General features: G+C 66.0%; 16 protein-coding genes and 1 tRNA gene. 8 read left to right on the forward strand and 9 right to left on the reverse strand.

The genetic code is table 11. From position 1 onward, the window contains the following. Positions 1-17 precede the first annotated feature (17 nt). Complete coding sequence (locus HNQ66_RS01140; protein WP_184140012.1) at positions 18-224, forward strand: hypothetical protein; 207 nt, start codon at positions 18-20, stop codon at positions 222-224. Continuing rightward, positions 196-1,233 (forward strand): tyrosine-type recombinase/integrase, encoded by a 1,038-nt coding sequence (locus tag HNQ66_RS01145; RefSeq protein ID WP_184140014.1) that lies wholly within the window; start codon positions 196-198, stop codon positions 1,231-1,233. The genes HNQ66_RS01140 and HNQ66_RS01145 overlap by 29 nt, the downstream gene beginning before the upstream one ends. A gap of 64 nt (positions 1,234-1,297) precedes the next feature. Here the strand turns inward: HNQ66_RS01145 and HNQ66_RS01150 are convergent. The 3 genes from HNQ66_RS01150 to HNQ66_RS01160 all read right to left on the reverse strand — a co-directional run bounded on the left by HNQ66_RS01150 (position 1,298) and on the right by HNQ66_RS01160 (position 3,592). Then, positions 1,298-1,373 (reverse strand) — tRNA-Lys (locus tag HNQ66_RS01150). Positions 1,374-1,491: 118 nt separating this feature from the next. Beyond that, a complete protein-coding gene (locus tag HNQ66_RS01155) occupies positions 1,492-2,406 on the reverse strand; it encodes a PhzF family phenazine biosynthesis protein (RefSeq protein ID WP_184140016.1) in 915 nt (304 codons plus the stop codon). 79 nt (positions 2,407-2,485) lie between these two features. Beyond that, a complete protein-coding gene (locus HNQ66_RS01160) occupies positions 2,486-3,592 on the reverse strand; it encodes an endonuclease/exonuclease/phosphatase family protein (protein ID WP_184140018.1) in 1,107 nt (368 codons plus the stop codon). A 132-nt stretch (positions 3,593-3,724) separates the two neighbouring features. Between HNQ66_RS01160 and HNQ66_RS01165 the strand changes: the two genes are divergently transcribed. Both HNQ66_RS01165 and HNQ66_RS01170 read left to right on the forward strand, forming a co-directional pair. Further along, the gene (locus tag HNQ66_RS01165) at positions 3,725-5,341 is read left to right on the forward strand and encodes a hypothetical protein (RefSeq protein WP_184140020.1); all 1,617 of its coding nucleotides are present in this window, start codon (positions 3,725-3,727) and stop codon (positions 5,339-5,341) included. A gap of 111 nt (positions 5,342-5,452) precedes the next feature. Further along, the gene (locus HNQ66_RS01170) at positions 5,453-7,093 is read left to right on the forward strand and encodes a M20/M25/M40 family metallo-hydrolase (RefSeq protein WP_246434098.1); all 1,641 of its coding nucleotides are present in this window, start codon (positions 5,453-5,455) and stop codon (positions 7,091-7,093) included. A gap of 145 nt (positions 7,094-7,238) precedes the next feature. Here the strand turns inward: HNQ66_RS01170 and HNQ66_RS01175 are convergent, their stop codons facing one another. The 3 genes from HNQ66_RS01175 to HNQ66_RS01185 form a co-directional block, all read right to left on the reverse strand. Then, entirely contained in the window at positions 7,239-8,462 is a 1,224-nt protein-coding gene (locus HNQ66_RS01175) for an aminotransferase-like domain-containing protein (RefSeq protein WP_184140022.1), read from the reverse strand. 463 nt (positions 8,463-8,925) lie between these two features. Further along, positions 8,926-9,945, reverse strand: a complete 1,020-nt coding sequence (gene ilvC, locus HNQ66_RS01180; protein WP_184140024.1) for a ketol-acid reductoisomerase — start codon at positions 9,943-9,945, stop codon at positions 8,926-8,928. A 55-nt stretch (positions 9,946-10,000) separates the two neighbouring features. Continuing rightward, the gene (locus tag HNQ66_RS01185) at positions 10,001-10,657 is read right to left on the reverse strand and encodes a TetR/AcrR family transcriptional regulator (protein ID WP_184140026.1); all 657 of its coding nucleotides are present in this window, start codon (positions 10,655-10,657) and stop codon (positions 10,001-10,003) included. A gap of 395 nt (positions 10,658-11,052) precedes the next feature. Here HNQ66_RS01185 and HNQ66_RS01190 point away from each other — a divergent pair, with 395 nt between their 5' ends. Next, a complete protein-coding gene (locus HNQ66_RS01190; protein ID WP_184140028.1) occupies positions 11,053-11,433 on the forward strand; it encodes a BRA0787 family protein in 381 nt (126 codons plus the stop codon). Between the two features lie 277 nt (positions 11,434-11,710). Beyond that, on the forward strand, positions 11,711-11,920 hold the full coding sequence (locus tag HNQ66_RS01195; protein WP_184140030.1) for a cold-shock protein: 210 nt from the start codon (positions 11,711-11,713) through the stop codon (positions 11,918-11,920). 51 nt (positions 11,921-11,971) lie between these two features. Here the strand turns inward: HNQ66_RS01195 and HNQ66_RS01200 are convergent, their stop codons facing one another. Then, positions 11,972-13,216: an FAD-dependent oxidoreductase gene (locus tag HNQ66_RS01200; protein ID WP_184140032.1), complete on the reverse strand. Its 1,245-nt coding sequence runs from the start codon at positions 13,214-13,216 to the stop codon at positions 11,972-11,974. An 18-nt stretch (positions 13,217-13,234) separates the two neighbouring features. Beyond that, the gene (locus HNQ66_RS01205; protein ID WP_184140034.1) at positions 13,235-13,642 is read right to left on the reverse strand and encodes a winged helix-turn-helix transcriptional regulator; all 408 of its coding nucleotides are present in this window, start codon (positions 13,640-13,642) and stop codon (positions 13,235-13,237) included. Between the two features lie 152 nt (positions 13,643-13,794). Between HNQ66_RS01205 and HNQ66_RS01210 the strand changes: the two genes are divergently transcribed. Continuing rightward, positions 13,795-14,682 carry an SDR family oxidoreductase gene (locus tag HNQ66_RS01210; protein WP_184140036.1) on the forward strand — a complete coding sequence of 296 codons (888 nt, stop codon included), beginning with the start codon at positions 13,795-13,797 and terminating at the stop codon, positions 14,680-14,682. 34 nt (positions 14,683-14,716) lie between these two features. On the opposite strand, the gene HNQ66_RS01215 is transcribed toward HNQ66_RS01210, so the two are convergent. After that, a complete protein-coding gene (locus HNQ66_RS01215; protein WP_184140037.1) occupies positions 14,717-15,469 on the reverse strand; it encodes a pyridoxine 5'-phosphate synthase in 753 nt (250 codons plus the stop codon). A gap of 242 nt (positions 15,470-15,711) precedes the next feature. Here HNQ66_RS01215 and HNQ66_RS01220 point away from each other — a divergent pair, with 242 nt between their 5' ends. Beyond that, positions 15,712-16,773, forward strand: a complete 1,062-nt coding sequence (locus HNQ66_RS01220) for a hypothetical protein (RefSeq protein WP_184140038.1) — start codon at positions 15,712-15,714, stop codon at positions 16,771-16,773. Positions 16,774-17,080: the final 307 nt, after the last annotated feature.

Below are 17,080 nucleotides of genomic sequence, written 5' to 3' on the forward strand. Positions count from 1 at the left end.
AATGTGGACAAATGCCGATGAGCCGCGCCCGCACTTACACGAAGACTGAAATAGCCGATGCTGCTGCTGCAGCGGCGATGCACGATGTCCGTGTGATCATGCACCCGACAGGGGAGATTGAGTTCTCCCCTCGCCGGTTTGCCGTCAAGGATGAAGAAGACGACAGCGCCGAAGCAGCGCTTAACAGGTGGCTTGATGGACGGAAAACTGGTCGGCGTGCATAAGGTAACAGTCGCCCGAAAGGGTAAAGACCCGATCGTCTACTATTATGCGTGGCGCGGCAAAGGTGCCCCTCGCATAAAAGCCAAGCCAGGCACAAAGGCGTTCACGCAAGAGTTTTTGCGCCTGACTCGTGATCGACAGATCAATGCGTCAGACGGCACAATCGGATCATTGGTCGAGGAATTCCGAAAATCCGCATCATTTACCAGCCTGTCTCCTGCGACCAGACGAGACTATGAGCGTCAGCTGGGCGCGATCAGGCTGGAGTACGAGACGTTCCCCATAAAAGCCATCGAAGCCCGCGGGAGCCGGCTGATGTTTTTGCGCTGGCGAGACACCATGAAGGATTCTCCGCGCTCGGCGGATATGCATATAGCTCTGCTGTCGCGCGTCTTCTCTTGGGCAAAGGACAAGGAAATCATCCTGCGCAACCCACTGGAGCGCGTCGAAAGACTGCACGAGGGGACGAGAAAGGATATCATCTGGTCGGAAGAGCAGTTGGCCACTCTGTTGACCAAGGCCGCGCCGCACATCGCCAATGTGGCAAAGGTCGCATTATGGACGATGCAGCGTCAGGCGGATATCCTGTCTATGCCTACGCTAGCGTTCGACGACGCACGAGTATCGATCAAGCAGGGGAAGACCGGCGCGAGAGTCCGCGTGATGGCCGCGCCTGACATCCTCTCCATTTTGCGCGAAGCGAAGGAGAGCGGCAGGCAACGGGTGCTAGTCAACTCTTTCGGGCAAAACTGGACATCCAGCGGCTTTCGCGCGTCGTGGCGCAAGGAGATGGCTCGGCTGCAGATCAAAGGCGTTACCTTCCACGATCTACGAGGAACGGCAATCACCTTCGCTTATGCAAACCTCGATCGGCCGCATGAAGAAAAGATAAAGCTGATTTCGGAGATTTCTGGCCACTCTGCGGACGATGCCGAATCGATCATCCGCAAGCATTACCTTGCAGGCCAAGAGGTCGTTGACGCCATCGGGCGTGGAACGAAACAGAAATAAAAGTGTAAAACTTCCGTTTTGCTGTAAAATGCGGGTTGGTAGAATTCCGCTAAGTAGTTGTTTTTGGTGGGTGATCACGGGCTCGAACCGTGGACCCGCTGATTAAGAGTCAGCTGCTCTACCAACTGAGCTAATCACCCACTTGACCGCTCCAGCGGTCTGGAGGGGCGTATAAATGCCTTCGCCGGGCTTGTCTATACCGCCGTCCGAAAAAAATGCGCCGGGGGCGAATTTTCTTCCGCAGCGCAAAAACGACCGTCACAAATCCAGCAGGCCGGAGGCGACCCGCACCGCCTGCCCGCCGATGCGCCCGCGGGCGATCGTGCCGCCGGAAACGTCGAGATGGAGATGGATCAGCGAGGGCCGCCCCATCTCCACGCCCTGCTCGATGAGGACCGGGTGGTGGCCGTCGACCAGCTTGTCGAAGAACTGGATCGCGCCGGACAGGGCCGCGACCGCCGCCCCCGTCGCCGGGTCCTCGGCAATGCCCATGTCGGGCGCGAACATGCGGGCGTGGAACCTGGCGGTATGGTTCACCCCGCCGCGGCAATAGAGGTAGGCGGCGGCAAGATGCCCTTCGGCGAAGGGCGCGCAGCGCTCCCAGAGCGCCGGGTCGAAATCCACGGCGGCGGCGGCGGCAAGGTCGTGCACGGGGATCATCACGAAGGCGACCCCGGCGCTCCACAGCGAGGGCACATGGTTCTCGAAGCCGATCTGCCCCGGCTTCAGGCTGAGGGCATCGGCGAGCGCCTGCCGCTCGAAGGCGGCATCGAGCCGCACGGACATGCGCGGCAGGTCGAATTCGGCGAAGGTCGCCTTGCGTCCGCCGAGTTGCACCGCGCAGCGGACGGGGCCGACATTCTCCTCCAGCACGCTCACCTGGTCGCGCGGGCTCGCGCTCTCTTTATCCGCCTCGGCGATGGCGACCGCCGCTCCCACCGTCGGGTGGCCGGCGAAAGGCAGCTCCCGGCCGGGCGTGAAGATGCGCAGGCGCGCGGTGTGCGCCGGGTTTTCCGGCCGCTGCACGAAGACGGTCTCCGACAGGTTGAACTCTCCGGCGATGCGCTGCATGACGCCGTCCTCGAGACCGTCGGCATCGAAGACGACAGCCAGCGGATTGCCGGAAAGCCGCGTGTCGGTGAAGACGTCGTAGATGGCATAGCGGCGAGGCAAGGCATTCTCCCTGTTCGGTTTTTCCCCAGCCTGCCCGAGGCATCCGCCACGGGCAAGCGGAAATGCATGGGCCCGCGGCTCACAAATCCAGCGTCATGACCACAGGGCAATGGTCGGAAGCCTTCGGCCTGTCCCAGCCGATGCGCGGATAGCGCTCCACGTCCTGCCCCGGCGGAAAGAGCGTGCGGAAGGGCTGGCCGGCGCGCACGATCTCCGGCACATGCTGCGCGTTGCGCTCGGCCAGCGACGGCGAGAGCCAGATATAATCGAGCTGGCACAGATGCCGCTCCTCCGGCCCGCGGCTGTGATAGAGCGTCCAGCGATCCTCCACCGGCCGGCGCAGCATGGGGTTGACGGCAAAGCCGTCCGCCGTGAAGGCGTCGAGCGCGCTCGCCGGCTCCCTTTCGGGAACGAAGCGGTAGCCGTTGCGCCGGTCGCCCTCGATGCGCAGCTTCTCCTGGTAGTCGTTCATGTCGCCGCAGATGGCGAAGGCCTTGCTCGCCGTGCGGCCGGCGCCGAAGCGGTCCTCGACGATACGGCGCACGGCGCGCGCCTCGGCCATGCGCACCGGCATGGTGGACTGCCGCCCGTCCATGCCGTCGCGCCCCGGCCCCATCGACTTGAAATGCACGACATAGAGCGTCAGCGGCCGCCCGCCGATGCGCAGGTCCATCTCCAGGCAGTCGCGCTTGAAGATCTTGTCCTGCGGATGGATGCCCGGCCCGAGGTCCGGCGTGAAGAGGTCGAAATCGCGATAGGTGACGCCGGCATGGCTGCGGATGTCGATGCATTCGATGCGCTGGCCGTCGCGCGTCTCCTCGCGCATCAGCACCGAGACGTCGATGCCGCGGCTGTCGTTCCCCTCGATGAGATACTTCTGCCGGTAGCCGTTGCCGACCATGCGGAAGAGGTAGCCGTATTCGAAGGCCTGCAGCGCCGCCATGTTGTCGGTCTCCTGCAGGCAGAGGATATCGGCATCCGCGTCGGCGATGGCGAGCGCGGAATGCTGGCGGGCATCGTCGGTATGGGCAATGGTGCGTGCCTCCTCCAGCCGCTGGTATTCCGCCTCGTTGCGGATGTCGAAGAGGCGCAGGACGCGATCCTGTCGGAGCTGGTTGCGGAAACCCGTGAAATCGAAACGGGTCATGAGGTTTTCGATATTGAACGTGGCAAGGCGCAGCGACATGGGGTCCTTCCGGGAGTGCCGGTAAAGTGTAACCGGCTGACCGGCAATGGAAAGCGCCTTTTCACCCCGCCCGGCGCCGTTCACGGAATAAACCGCCCGATCCCGCCGTTATCCGCCCATGGAGGATCGGTCATGGGCAAGGCATCCGGCATGGCACGCACGGTCCTTGCGGCATGGCTGGCGTGGGCGGTGCTTGCCGCCTCGCCCGCCCGCGCCGCCGAAAGCTACCTGACGACGGCCGGGGAAGCCGCCCGCGCCGTCGCGCGCATCACCGAGGCGCTCGGGGCCAAGCTACAGGTGCACACGATCCGGATCACCGACAGGGAAGTGACGGTGCTTGCCGGCAGCAGCCGGCCGGGCGACGTCGACGAATGGAGCGTGCGGCAGGCGACACGGCTCCTGTTCTTTGCCGCGGAGGTCGTGAGCGGCCCTTCGGCAAAGCAGGCGCCGGCCATCGTCGCCGATCCGGCCTCCGGCTTCTTCCCGCTCGACGCCGTCGCCCTCGACGAGGTGAGCACGGTCGCCGCCCGCGCCATTGCCTATGCGAAACTGCAGGACGAGGCGGCGGTTCGCTCCATCGAGATCGCCCGGCGCGTCGGCCTGCTCCCCTCGCCCGCCTATGGCGATATCCGCTGGTCGATCTATGTCGCCTCACCGCGCGAAAGCGCGACGGTCTACGCGGATGCCGGCGGAAACATCATCGGCGGCGACCTTTCCAATACCGTGCGCGCCCGCACGATGGATTTCCTCAAGGACGACGACTGGCCGAAGGAAGCGGCGCTGGCGAGCCTGCTCGGCGCCATCGGCAGCAAGCCGGTGGTGCGCGACGTGACGATCTATCCGAAATCCGTGCAGGTGAAGGCCGACCATCCGAGCCTGCCCGACAATGCCGTCGGCTATTCCTGGGACCTTGCCGGCGTCACGCGCTCGCCCGTCACCTCGCCGCTCTTTCCCGGCACGGCTGAGGAGCCCGCCCTGTCGCTTGCCGACGTCGATTTCGGCCCGCTGGCGGCAGTCCGCGAGAATGCGGTCAAGGCCTGGGCCAACGAAAAATCGACGCTCAACTACATGATGCTGCGGCTCTTCTCCGACGGGCCCGGCAAGCCGGAACAGCGCTGGTCCGTGCACTTCACCGACTGGGGCCAGCCCGGCGAGCTGGCGCTCTTTTCCAACGGCGGCTCGGTGGAACTGACCGCCGACGGCACCGTGCGCCTCGCCGACCTGCCGCCCGCCCGCCGGCCGAAGCGCAACTGGCTCGATCCGGCAACGACCGGCGACGTGCTCGCCGCCATCGGCGAGCAGTTCGGCACGAATGCGCGCTTTGCCGAAATCACGGTCAGCGGCGATTCGATGCGCATCCTCGCCGAAGTGCCGGACAAGCCCGGCACGATGCGCGACTACACCGCCAGCGACCGCGGCGTTACCGCCTCCGGCATGATGATGCCGTGGGACGCCGAGTTCCGGCCGGAACGGCTCTACCGGATGGACGACCTTGCCTTCTTCTCGGCGGAAAAGCTGAACGAACTGACCGCCCGCACCTTCACCCGCCTCAAGGTGGGCTCCGAGATGGCGGTCAGCCGCTACACCTTCTCCATCGGCCAGATCATGTCTCCGGACGGCAGCTTCATGGTGCCCTCACCCGACGGCAAGGTGACGCTGGAAATCCGCCTCGAAAGCCCGGACGGCTGGAAGGGCGGGCGGATCACCTATTCCTCCAGCGGCGAGGAGATCGACATCGTCATGCCCTAGCGTGGCGATGCCTGGCTTGGGATAGGCGCCGTTTTCGCAAGTTTGCCGTTTCGCCCGCCGCCATCCTTGGCTAGCCTCGGCCATTGGCGCAACAGTTCCGGCAGGCCTTCCATGACAGACGATACCGCAATCCGCATCTCCGCCGCGCGAACGAAGGATCTCTCCCTCACAATGACGCGCTGGCCGAGCGTGACGGGCTCGCCCGACGAGGCGGATTTTTCCGGGCGGCTGCACGCGCTTCTGGCCGAAACGCCCTATTTCCAACGCCACCCCGGCCAGCTCTTCACCGTCGACAGCCACGGCGAGCCGCTGACGCGGAACGTCGTCGCGCTGGTGCGCGGCACGGGGCGGAAGACGGTGGTGCTGGCCGGCCATTTCGACACGGTCTCGATCGCCAATTACGGCACGCTCGCGCCGCTCGCCTGCGATCCGGAACCGTTGACGCGAGCGCTTGTCGAAGAGCTTCGCGGCCGTCCGCGAAACGGCGCGGAGGAAAAGGCGCTCCGGGATTTCGAGAGCGGCGACTTCATCGCCGGCCGCGGCCTTCTCGACATGAAGAGCGGCCTTGCCGCGGGAATCGCGGCGATGGAACGCTTTGCCGGGCTCGATGCGCCGGACGGCAACATCCTCTTCGTTGCGACGCCCGACGAGGAAAACCGCTCGCGCGGCATGCGCAGCCTGCGCGACGCCCTGCCGGGGATCGCCCGGCGCTTCGACCTCGATATCGTCGCCGGCATCAACCTCGACGCGTCGAGCTGCGAGCGCGACGGCGAGGAAGGCCGTGCGGTCTATCTCGGCTCCATCGGCAAGTTCGCGCCCTTCGCCTTCGTCATCGGCCGGCCGACCCATGCCGGCTATCCGTTCAACGGCACGAGCGCCCACCGCATCGGCGCCGAGATCGTCCGGGCGATGGATACCGTGCCGGAGCTTTCCGACGAGGCCTTCGGCGAGCGTTCCCCGCCGCCCGTCTGCCTCGAAGCCCGCGACATCCGCGACGGCTACGACGTGACGACGCCGGACCGCGTCTGGCTCTCCTTCAACTGGCTGACGCACCGCCGCAGCGCGCGCGACATGCTCGCAGAATTCCGCGCCATCGTCACCGGCGCGCTGCAAGCCGCGCTCGAAACGCAGGATGCGCATCAGGCCCGCTACCGGGACCGCGCCGGGGCGAAGACGGAAGGGCTCGTGCTCACCTATGCCGATCTCATTGCGCGGCTGACGGCGCGGGGCGGCGCGGCTGCCCTCGCCCGGCTCGATGCGCTCGACCGCTCGCTTTCGGGCAGCACCGACCCCCTGAAGGTCAGCCGCGAGATCGTCTCGGCGGCGGCGACGGAGGCAGGCATAGAAGGCCCCGCGGTGATCGTCGGCTTCGGCAGCCTGCATTACCCGCTGGTGCATCTGGAGCGCTCGGATGCCGGCGGCATGCAAGACCGTCTCCGGCGCGTCATGGATGCGGTCGCGGATCGGCACGGCACGTCGATCAAGTTCAAGCAGATCTTCGCCGGCATTTCCGACATGAGCTTCTTCGGCCATCGGCCGGACGCCGGCGAAACCGGCCTCATCGCCGCCAACACGCCGTCCGCCGCCTTCACCGACGATGCGCCGGAAGGGCTGCTCTCCTTCCCCACGGTCAATATCGGGCCCTGGGGGCGCGACTATCACCAGAAATGGGAACGCGTGCACGCGCCCTATACGTTCGGGGTGCTGCCGGACCTGGTGTTCGCGGCGGCGATGGCGTGCCTTACGGGGTAGGCGGTTAAGACCCTCTCTGCCTGCCGGCATCTCCCCCACAAGGGGGGAGAAAGGCTGGCGGCACGCTTTTCCCTCGATTTTTGAACGCCGAGCGTGCCGCGCGTTAAGTCCCTCCCCCTTGTGGGGAGGGATTTAGGGAGGGGTCTTACGCCGCAAGCCGCTCCGTCTTCAGCAGCCGGCTGAGGCGGGAGATGCCTTCCTCGATGGTCGCGTCGTCGGCGCAGGAGAAGCTGAGGCGCAGGGTATTGGCGCCGCTGCCGTCGGCGTGAAAGGCCTGGCCCGGCACGAAGGCGACCTTCTCGGTCTCGATGGAGCGGGCGAGCAGCGCGGCACCGTCCATGCCCGCCGGCAGCGTCACCCAGATGAACATGCCGCCTTCCGGCTTCGTCCAGTGGACGCCGTCCGGCATGTATTTGCCGAGCGCCGCCAGCATGACGTTGCGGCGGTGGCTGTAGGCGGCGCGGACCTTGGCGACCTGTGCGTCGAAGCCGCGCTCGGCGACATGGGCGATGGCCATCTGGTTGATGGTCGAGGAATGCAGGTCCGCGGCCTGCTTCATCAGCACGAGCTTGCGGATGACGGGCGAGGCCGCGACGATGTAGCCGACGCGAAGGCCCGGCGCGAGCGTCTTGGAGAACGAGCCGCAATAGAGCGTGCGCGCCGCCTCGATGTCGCCCTTGCGGGCGATTTCGAGCGCGAGGATCGGCGGGATCGCCTCCCCGTCATAGCGCAGCGACTGGTAGGCGGCGTCCTCGATGACCGGGATGTCCAGCTCCTCGGCAAGGTCCAGCAGCTTCTCGCGGCCCGCCCGGTCGACGGTCTCGCCCGTCGGGTTGCAGAAATCGGCGGAGAGATAGGCGAATTTCACGCGCCCGCCCGCTTCCGCCGCGGTGGCGCGGTAGGCGTCCGGCGTGCGGTTGCCGGCAAGGTTCAGCCGGTCGTAGGTCGGCTCATAGGCATTGAAGGCCTGCAGGGCGCCGAGATAGGTCGGCCAGGTGACGAGCGCGGTGTCCTTCGGTGACAGGAAGAGCTTGCCGAGATAATCGAGGCCCTGCTGCGAGCCCGAGACGATGAAGACGTTCTCCGCCTTGCAGGGAACGCCGAGCTTGCCCATCTCGCCGGCAAGCCAGTCGCGCAGCGGCCTGTAGCCCTCGCTGACGGAATATTGCAGGCCGGCCGCGGCACCCTCGCCCCCCAGCACATCCGTATAGGCGGCCGAGAAGGCTTCGCGCGGGAACAGCGCGGGATCGGGAATGCCGCCGGCGAACGAGATGATGTCCGGCCGCTCCAGGAGTTTCAGCAATTCACGGATTTCGGACGCCTTCATGCGCGACGCACGGGTCGCGAAGGCCTGTTCCCACTTGAACATAGGAGGTTTCCTCGGGCTTGTTGTCTGCCCGCACCTCATCATGGCACCGTATTTATGTCAATAATACTGACCTAAATAATCGCACCAAGAATAGAGGCCCACGCCCCAAGGTCTTGTGTGCCATCCGATTGCTGCACTGCACTCGTCTTCGCGAGGGCGTCTTGCGCGGCCGCACTCAGGTCGTGCGGTCGCCGTAAAGGCTGAGCAGCACGAGCGTTGCTATACTGGCCAGAATGAAGAGATCGAACCAGGCGAAGTATTGGGTAATCGTGGTCATCGCACTATCCTCCTGACAGCGGAACGAAACACGCCCGTATTCTGCGCCCGTTCGGCCTTTCCGGCAAGTTTATTACTTGCCGCACCGCAATAGCGGGGAGGATGCACTGCACTATTTCAGATGGACTGGAAGAAGAGCCGGGCGGAGAACCGCCCGGCCCGGTTTCCTGCAAAGAGGCAGGAAAGCTTAGTTGACGGCCTTGTCGACCAGCTTGTTCTTGCCGATCCAGGGCATCATGCCGCGGAGCTTGGCGCCGACTTCCTCGATCTGGTGAGCGTCGTTGTTGCGGCGGATGCCCTTGAAGCGGGCGCCGCCGGCCTTCCATTCCTGCATCCACTCGGAGGTGAACTTGCCGGTCTGGATGTCGGTGAGCACGCGCTTCATCTCGGCCTTGGTCTCGGCGGTGATGATGCGCGGGCCCGAGACGTATTCGCCCCACTCGGCCGTGTTGGAGATCGAGTAGTTCATGTTGGCGATGCCGCCTTCATAGATCAGGTCGACGATCAGCTTCACTTCGTGCAGGCACTCGAAATAGGCCATTTCCGGCGCGTAACCGGCTTCGACCAGCGTTTCGAAACCGGCGCGGATCAGCTCGACGAGACCGCCGCACAGGACGACCTGCTCGCCGAAGAGGTCGGTTTCGCACTCTTCCTTGAAGTTGGTCTCGATGATGCCCGAACGGCCGCCGCCGACGCCGCAGGCGTAGGAGAGCGCGAGGTCGAGAGCGTTGCCCGAGGCGTTCTGGTGAACGGCGACGAGGCAGGGAACGCCGCCGCCCTTCTGGTATTCGCCGCGAACCGTGTGGCCCGGGCCCTTCGGCGCGATCATGACGACGTCGACGGAAGCCTTCGGCTCGATGAGGCCGAAGTGGACGTTGAGGCCGTGGGCGAAGGCGATGGCCGCGCCGTCGCGGATGTTCGGCGCGATCTCGTTCTTGTAGATGTCGGCCTGGAGCTCGTCCGGCGTCGCCATCATCAGGAGGTCGGCCCACTTGGCGGCTTCCGCCACGGTCATGACCTTGAAGCCGTCGGCTTCGGCCTTCTTGACGGTCGGCGAACCGGCCTTCAGCGCGATCACGACGTTCTTGGCGCCGGAATCCTTGAGGTTGAGGGCGTGGGCACGGCCCTGCGAACCGTAGCCGACGATGGCGACGTTCTTCGCCTTGATGAGGTTGAGATCGGCATCACGATCGTAATAGACGCGCATCGATGGTTCCTTCCCTTGACGTCTGTTTGATCCGAACCGGCGGCTGTCCGCCGGCTTATCCTTTCACGCCGTGGAGCGTCAGGAAGGCGTCGATCGCCTTCTCCGCGCGCGGCGAGAATTCCTTCTTGAGTGCACCGGCGTCCTCGCCCAGGAGCATGCGCAGATGCATGTCCGAGACGATCAGCCCGTAGAGTGTGCCGTATGCCTCTTCCGCACTGGAAAAGGCAAGCAGCTTCGCCTTGCGGCCGGCTTCGAGCAACGCCGCAGCGCGCCGGCCGATCTGCCGGCGGCCGCGCTCCTGCAGGAGGCGGCCGAGACCGCCGCCCTCGCGGCTCGCCTGGCCGATGGCAAGACGGTTGAGCGCCAGCGACACATCGCCGGAGAGCACGTCGATGAGGTCGCGCGCAAAGGCGAGAAGATGCCGGCGCAGCGTCTCGGCCGTCAGCGCGCCCGCGCTCACCTCGACCGTGCGCACCTTGCCGGCCTGGTAGGCGATCATCGCCGCGATCAGCCCGTCGCGGTCGCCGAACCACTTGTAGAGGCTTTCCTTCGAGCAGTTGGCGGCGCGGGCGACGCCGGCGGTCGTCAAGGCCCGCTCCCCGCCTTCCACGAGCAGGCCGAGCGCACGCTCCAGCACCGCGCCCTGACGTTCCGTCAGGCCCGCGGCAGCCGCGCCCGTCTTTCCCTGCCCTGCGTCCTGCAAGATATCCATCCGTGAATTTTGCGTACCGTACCGTACGGTTCGCCATCTTCTAGCGCCCTCCCGCGCCGCGGTCAACAGGCTTGTTGGCATCGTGACTCGATGGGTGATTTGCAGCCCGCATCGCTCCCGTGGGGATGCAGATCCCGACCGCAGGCATCGCTGCAACGCACAACGGTCCAGAAATTTTCTTTCCGCTATCCCGCTGATTTGAAACAGAAGTCCACGAATGCGACAATCCCCATGCCGCTTGGATAAAATTTTTCGCTTCCCAATCCATTTCCCGTTGTTAAGATTTGTGAGGCTCGCGGTGCAACAGGCCGCCGCCGGCGCCTGCCGGAAAGGCCGAACCGCCGGTCCCAGTCAGGAGTACGAAGCCCGACGCCCTTACGCCAAGGAGACAGAAAATGTTGAATTTCCTGCCGGACCTTCACGAAGGACATGCTCCCATCACCCTGCAGCAACTGTTCGGCGATGCCCTTGAAGCTTTCGAAACCTGGGAAGACGAACGCGCCGAACCCGCCGTCATCTACGAAGACAGGCTCGTTCCGATCGGTATCGTCTTCGAAAGCATGAAGGAGTGCACCGATCTCCTTCCGCATGTGCTGGCGGATATCGTCGCCGGCACGCTTGCGCGCAATCCCGCGGCGGCCGAAGCGCCGAGCACCACCTTCGGCGAGGCCGCACGCCTTGCCGCCGCGCTCGTGGAACAGCGCCGCCTGTGCGGCGAAGCGGCCATCGCCGCCTTCCTCGACCAGCACCGCGTCGACAAGCGGCGCCCTGCCTGAGGCTTTGAAAACCGCAAGGCCCCGGAAACGGGGCCTTTTTCCTGTGGGCAATCATCCGCGTGCCGTCGCCCCCGTTCCGTTTTCCCCGCACGCACGCATGCGCCCGACTCTTGACCAGTCAGATTGAAACCACTATTTCTCGCGCATCGATTTGAACGTTGACTTCCGTATTTGCCGGCCCAAAACCGTCACCTTCACGACTTCCCCTTCAAATTCGACCTCCCGTGGCCGCTGCGGCGGCCGAAGATTGATTTGACGGCTCAGGAAAGGTTTCGTCATGGCAACTGGCATCGTAAAATGGTTCAACACCACCAAGGGCTACGGCTTCATTCAGCAGGACAGCGGTGAACCGGACGTTTTCGTCCACATCTCCGCCGTACAGCGCGCAGGCCTCGCCGGCCTCAACGAAGGTCAGAAGGTCAGCTTCGAGCTGGTCCGCGACCGCAAGTCCGGCAAGATGTCTGCCGATCAGCTCACCGCAGCCTGATCCTTTCGCGATAGCGAACGAAAAGCCCGCCTCCGGCGGGCTTTTTGCGTTTCAGGCTTCCCGGAGCACGCCGTCCGGCCAGCGGCATTCCGTCAGGCCCGTCCGGCTGAACGGATCGGTGAGCGTTCCGGAAACGATGGCTGCAAGGATCTGCGGCGCCGGCGGGATTTTCGCGACGGTCGCCACCAGCCGGTCGCGCAGCCAGGCGATGGACCGCGAATCGGACTGGTAGAACGGCGTGAAGACGTAGGAGAGAAGCTGGAACAGCCGCACATGGCTGCGCCGGGCGGCCGCATAGGCCGCAAGCGCCTCCTCCAGCGAGCCCGATGTCCGAAGCGCGTGGGCGAGCGCGGCCGCATCGAGCAGCGCCATGTTCGCCCCCTGCCCGAGCTGCGGGCTGGTCGAATGGGCGCTGTCGCCGATGAAGGCGATGCCGTCCGCATGGGGCGGCAGCGTCGTGCGGTGGGCATAGCGCGCGAGCGTCAACTGGTCCCAGTCGGCGATCTGGTCGAGGAAGGGCACCGCCTCGGGCCAATAGCCGGCAATGCCCGCCTTCCAGCGGTCGAGCCCGGCCTTTCTCACCGCATCCGCGTCCGCCGTCTTGAGGCTCCAGAAGAAGGCGACCTTGCGCCCTTCCCCCGCCCGCGCCCGGCCGACCGGCAGCACGCCGATCATGACTTTCGCTGCGTCATACCGTTGAGTCAGCGCCCGTGCGTCATGCGCGATGCCGTCGCAATCGAGCGTCGCCCAGAAGGCGCCCCACGGCAGTTCCTTCACCCCGGGCGCGACGACCGAGGCGGCGGCAAGCTGTGAGCGCGCGCCGGTCGCATCGATCACGAGGTCGTAGTCGCCGACGATCTCGCCGTCCGGATCGTGCAGCGCCGTGCGCGATTGCCGCGTCTCGGCCTTGGCGAGCGTGATGCCGGTGCGGACGGGAATGCCTTCGGCCACGACCGCGTCGTTGAGGGTCGAGAACAGCGCGGCGCGGTGCACGGCAAGCCCGTAGCGCCCGCCGGCCAGCGCGTCGTAGCGCACGTCCAGCACCGTGCGGCCGCTCGACGCATCCGCGCCGTGCAGCCGGTCGATGCGGTTGCCGAGGGCGTGGATTGCCGGTGAAAGGCCGAGGGCGTCGAGCACCGTCAGGCCCGTCGGCTGCATCAGCAGGCCGGAGCCGACGGGCGAGGGCTGCGCGAAGCGTTCGATGAGCTCGACCTTGTGGCCGGCGCGCGCAAGGAACAGCGCGGCCGCAAGCCCCGCGGGCCCCGCGCCGGCAATGCCGATATCCAGTCGTTCCATGCCCGTCCCCGGTCGTGCCTATTGCTGCCCGGCGTCATAGGCCGTTCGCGCGGCCCGGATCGCCCTGTGGTTCTCCGTAGACCACTGCACGAGGGAGCGCAGGAGCGCAAGGAAGGATCGCCCGAGCGGCGTCAGCGCGTATTCGACGCTCGGCGGCTGCGTCGGATAGACGGTGCGGGTGAGGTAGCCGTCGCGCTGGAGGTCGCGCAGCGTCTGGGTCAGCATGCGCTGGGAGATATCCGGGATGAAGCGGCGCAGTTGCGAGAAACGGCGCGGCCCGTCCGCAAGGCCGAGGATCATCAGCGAGGTCCACTTGCCGCCGACGCTGTCCAGCACGTCGCGCACCGGGCAATCGTCCATCGACATGGCGACGCCGTCGATGAGAATGACACGCTCGCCCTCGGCGCGATCGACGACCCTGTTCATGACCCGGTTCCCTTGAAGTAACCACCGCAGAAAAAACTGCCTTCTTTACACGCTCTAGCAGATTACCAGATAAGAGCAAGTCTCAATAAGAGACCAACTCGCCGCAGGACCGGAGGTCTCCGTCCCGCCTGCCCGCCACGAAAGGTAAAGACATGACCGACACCCTCCTCGTCACCGGCGCGTCCGGCCAGCTCGGCCGCCTCGTCCTCGATGCGCTGCTCGCCTCCGGCAAGGTCGCGCCCGCAAACATCATCGCCACCACGCGCGACACCGCCAAGCTCGACGCCTATGCGAAAAAGGGCGTCACCGTCCGCGCAGCCGATTTCGACGATCCGGCCTCGCTCGATGCCGCCTTCGCGGGCGCCGGCAAGGTGCTGATCCTCTCCACCGACGCGCTCGACAGGCCCGGCCGGCGCCTCGCCCAGCACAAGGCCGCCGTCGCCGCCGCCAGGAAGGCCGGCGCAAAGCACATCCTCTACACGTCCATGCCGCAGCCGGACGATTCGCGCGTCACCTTCGCCCCCGACCATCTCGGCACCGAGGAGGCCATCAAGGCGACCGGCATCCCCTATACGATCCTGCGCGACGGCTGGTATGCGGAAAATCTCTTCATGTCGCTGCCGCACGCCCTGCAGACGGGAAGCTGGTACACGGCCTCGGGCAACGGCAAACTGGCCCACATCACCCGCGCCGACACCGCCGCCGCCATCGCCGGCGCGCTGCTTTCGGCCGGCGACGAGAGCCGCACCTACACGCTGACGGGCACGAAGAGCCACACGGCCGACGAGATCGCCGCCATCGTCTCGGCCGCCACCGGCAAGCCGCTGAACGTGGTGCATGTGACGGATGCCCAGCTTGCCGAGGGCCTCAAGGCCGCCGGCCTGCCGGAAGGGTTCATCCCCACCGTCGTCTCCTTCGACACCAACACGCGCGAAGGCAAGATCGCGATGGTCACCGACGACGCCGAAAAGCTCTCCGGCCGCAAGCCGACATCCTTCGAGGATTTCGTCGCCGCCAACAAGGCAGCCTTCCTCGGCTGAGGCAGAAGGGCGGCGCCCTTGCGGGTGCCGCCTCTCAGACGTCCTGGCCGCAGGCGCGGCAGAAGCGACGCACCGTCTCCGCCATGCCGTATTCCAGCGCGTCGGCGGTCAGGCCATGGCCGATGGAGACTTCGGCAAGGCGCGGAATGCGCGCGGCGAGCATCGGCAGGTTGGCGACGGTGAGGTCGTGGCCGGCATTGACGCCAAGGCCGAGCCCGAAGGCGATATCCGCCGTCTCGCCGAGCCGTCCGGCAAGGCGCGCGGCCTCCGCCGGGTCATCATGGCAGCCGCCATAGGGGCCGGTATAAAGCTCGATCCGGTCCGCGCCGACGTCCCTTGCGATCGCCAGCGCCTCGCGGTCCGGCTCTCCATCGGCAAAGAGCGAGACGCGCAGGCCAAGCCCCTTCAGGCGGGCGACGATGGTGCGCAGCAGCGCCTCGCTCGCGCGAAAATCCCAGCCGTGGTCGGAGGTCGCCTGCCGCGGGTCGTCCGGCACCAGCGTCACCTGCTCGGGACGGTGCTCCTCGACCAGCCGCAGGAAGTTCTCCTCGGGAAAACCCTCCATGTTGAATTCCGCCTCGGGGAACTCGCCGTCGATCAGCGAGCGGATCGGCGCAAGGTCGCTGAAGCGGATATGGCGTTGGTCCGGACGCGGGTGGACGGTGAGCCCGCTGGCGCCCGCCCGAAGCGCGATCTGGCCGAGGCCGGTGACGCTCGGCCAGGGCAGGTCCCGGCGGTTGCGCAGCATGGCGACGGCGTTCAGGTTGACCGACAGTTTTGCGGGCATGGCGGGGCTGGCTCCTGTTATGAAACGTGGTCTAGCGCGTTGTTTCCACAAGAGCAATCACCGGAAGCCGCGGCGGTTCGGGCCTTGCCGACGAATTGTCGACGTGAGCCGCCCGCGCCTCTTGCCGCCGGTCGGGAATCACCGATAAACTCCCCTTGATTTTTGGGGGTACCGATGGGCGCCCTCTCGGGGGAACGGGAAGGAAATCGGACAGCGACGATGGTCTCCTCGGCGACGGCACCATGAGCGGGATCGAAAGGCCGGCGTGCGATCTCGTGCGGCGCGCCCTCGGCTCGGTCGTGGCCAGCGAGACCTTTGCCCGCTCGGAGCGGCTGCGCTCGTTCCTGTCCTACATCGTCGAGAACGAGCTCTCCGGCAAGGCGACCCAGTTGAAGGGCTACAGCATCGGCATCGACGTGTTCGGCCGGGCGCCCGGCTTCGATGCCGGCAACGATCCCCTCGTGCGCGTGCAGGCCGGCAAGCTGCGCAAGCTCCTCGACCAGTATTACGAAAGCGAAGGCGCCGGCGACCGGCTGCGCATCCGCGTGCCGCTCGGCAGCTACGTTCCGGAATACAGCTTCCTAGATGCGGCGCCGGAGGATGCCGCCTCGCCTGCGCAGGCCCGCCCGGCCCGGCACAAGCCGCGCCGGCAGCGCTCCTGGCTTCCCGCACCCGTCTCCTCGCCCTTGGCGCTCTTCTCGCTCCTGCCGCTGTTCTTCCTCGTGCCCTCGCTCTATCCGGGCCCGCTCGATGCGGCAATCGACCGGGCGCAGCTCGCCCTCGTCATGCAGGCGCGCTCGACGAGCCATGCCGAAGCGCTGCCGCGGCTCCATATCCTCCAATGCTGGCCGGCCGGCGGCGCCTGCGCGGCGTTCGCCCAGGAGATCGCCCGCTCGGCCGGATATCACAGGACCGTGCGCCTCTCGGAAACGCCGCAGACCGGCGAGGCGCCCCAGCTCGCCTATGCGATCCGCGTCGAGAACAGGCCGGACGGCAACGGCGTCTATGCAAGGCTGATTCACGAGCAGACCGGGGCGACGATCTATGCCCGCCACTTCTCGGCCGCGCAGCTTGCCAGCGAATCGGGCATCGCCTTCGAGGCGGTCGCCTTTGCCGCCCGCGCGCTTTCGGCCCAGGGCCCGCTCTACCGCCATGCGCTCCGCAACGGCATGGCGAGCAGCGCCATGGAGTGCCTCGCGCGCTCAGAGCAGGGCGCCTTCCACCCCGGCGAAGCGGCCTGCCCGGCCCGCAAGCCGGCGCTCGCAGAGGCCGCGGCGGTGAACCAGGCCTCCCTCATGCAATAGGGACCGAACCGCGCCGGCACAGAAAATACATCCCTAGATATAACGATAGGCACACTTTCATCTTGCGCTTATTTTGGCAGCGTGGGCGGTTCGGTAAGATTTGCCGCCCGGGAGTCCCGATCCGGCACAGTCGTTCTGCGGCAGGGATCGGCAATTCCGAAGAGACCGCGACCGGCAGCGCTGCACATGTGCGCCGGAAACCGCGGTGAAAGGTACTATCCGCCGTCCCGGCATCTCTCCTTCGAGCAGATGCCCTCACGCCGGCGACCGGGGGCAATTGATGACTGCATCTTTTATCGCGGGCCGC

The organism is Shinella fusca (genome assembly GCF_014203155.1).
Classification (GTDB): Bacteria; Pseudomonadota; Alphaproteobacteria; order Rhizobiales; family Rhizobiaceae; genus Shinella; species Shinella fusca.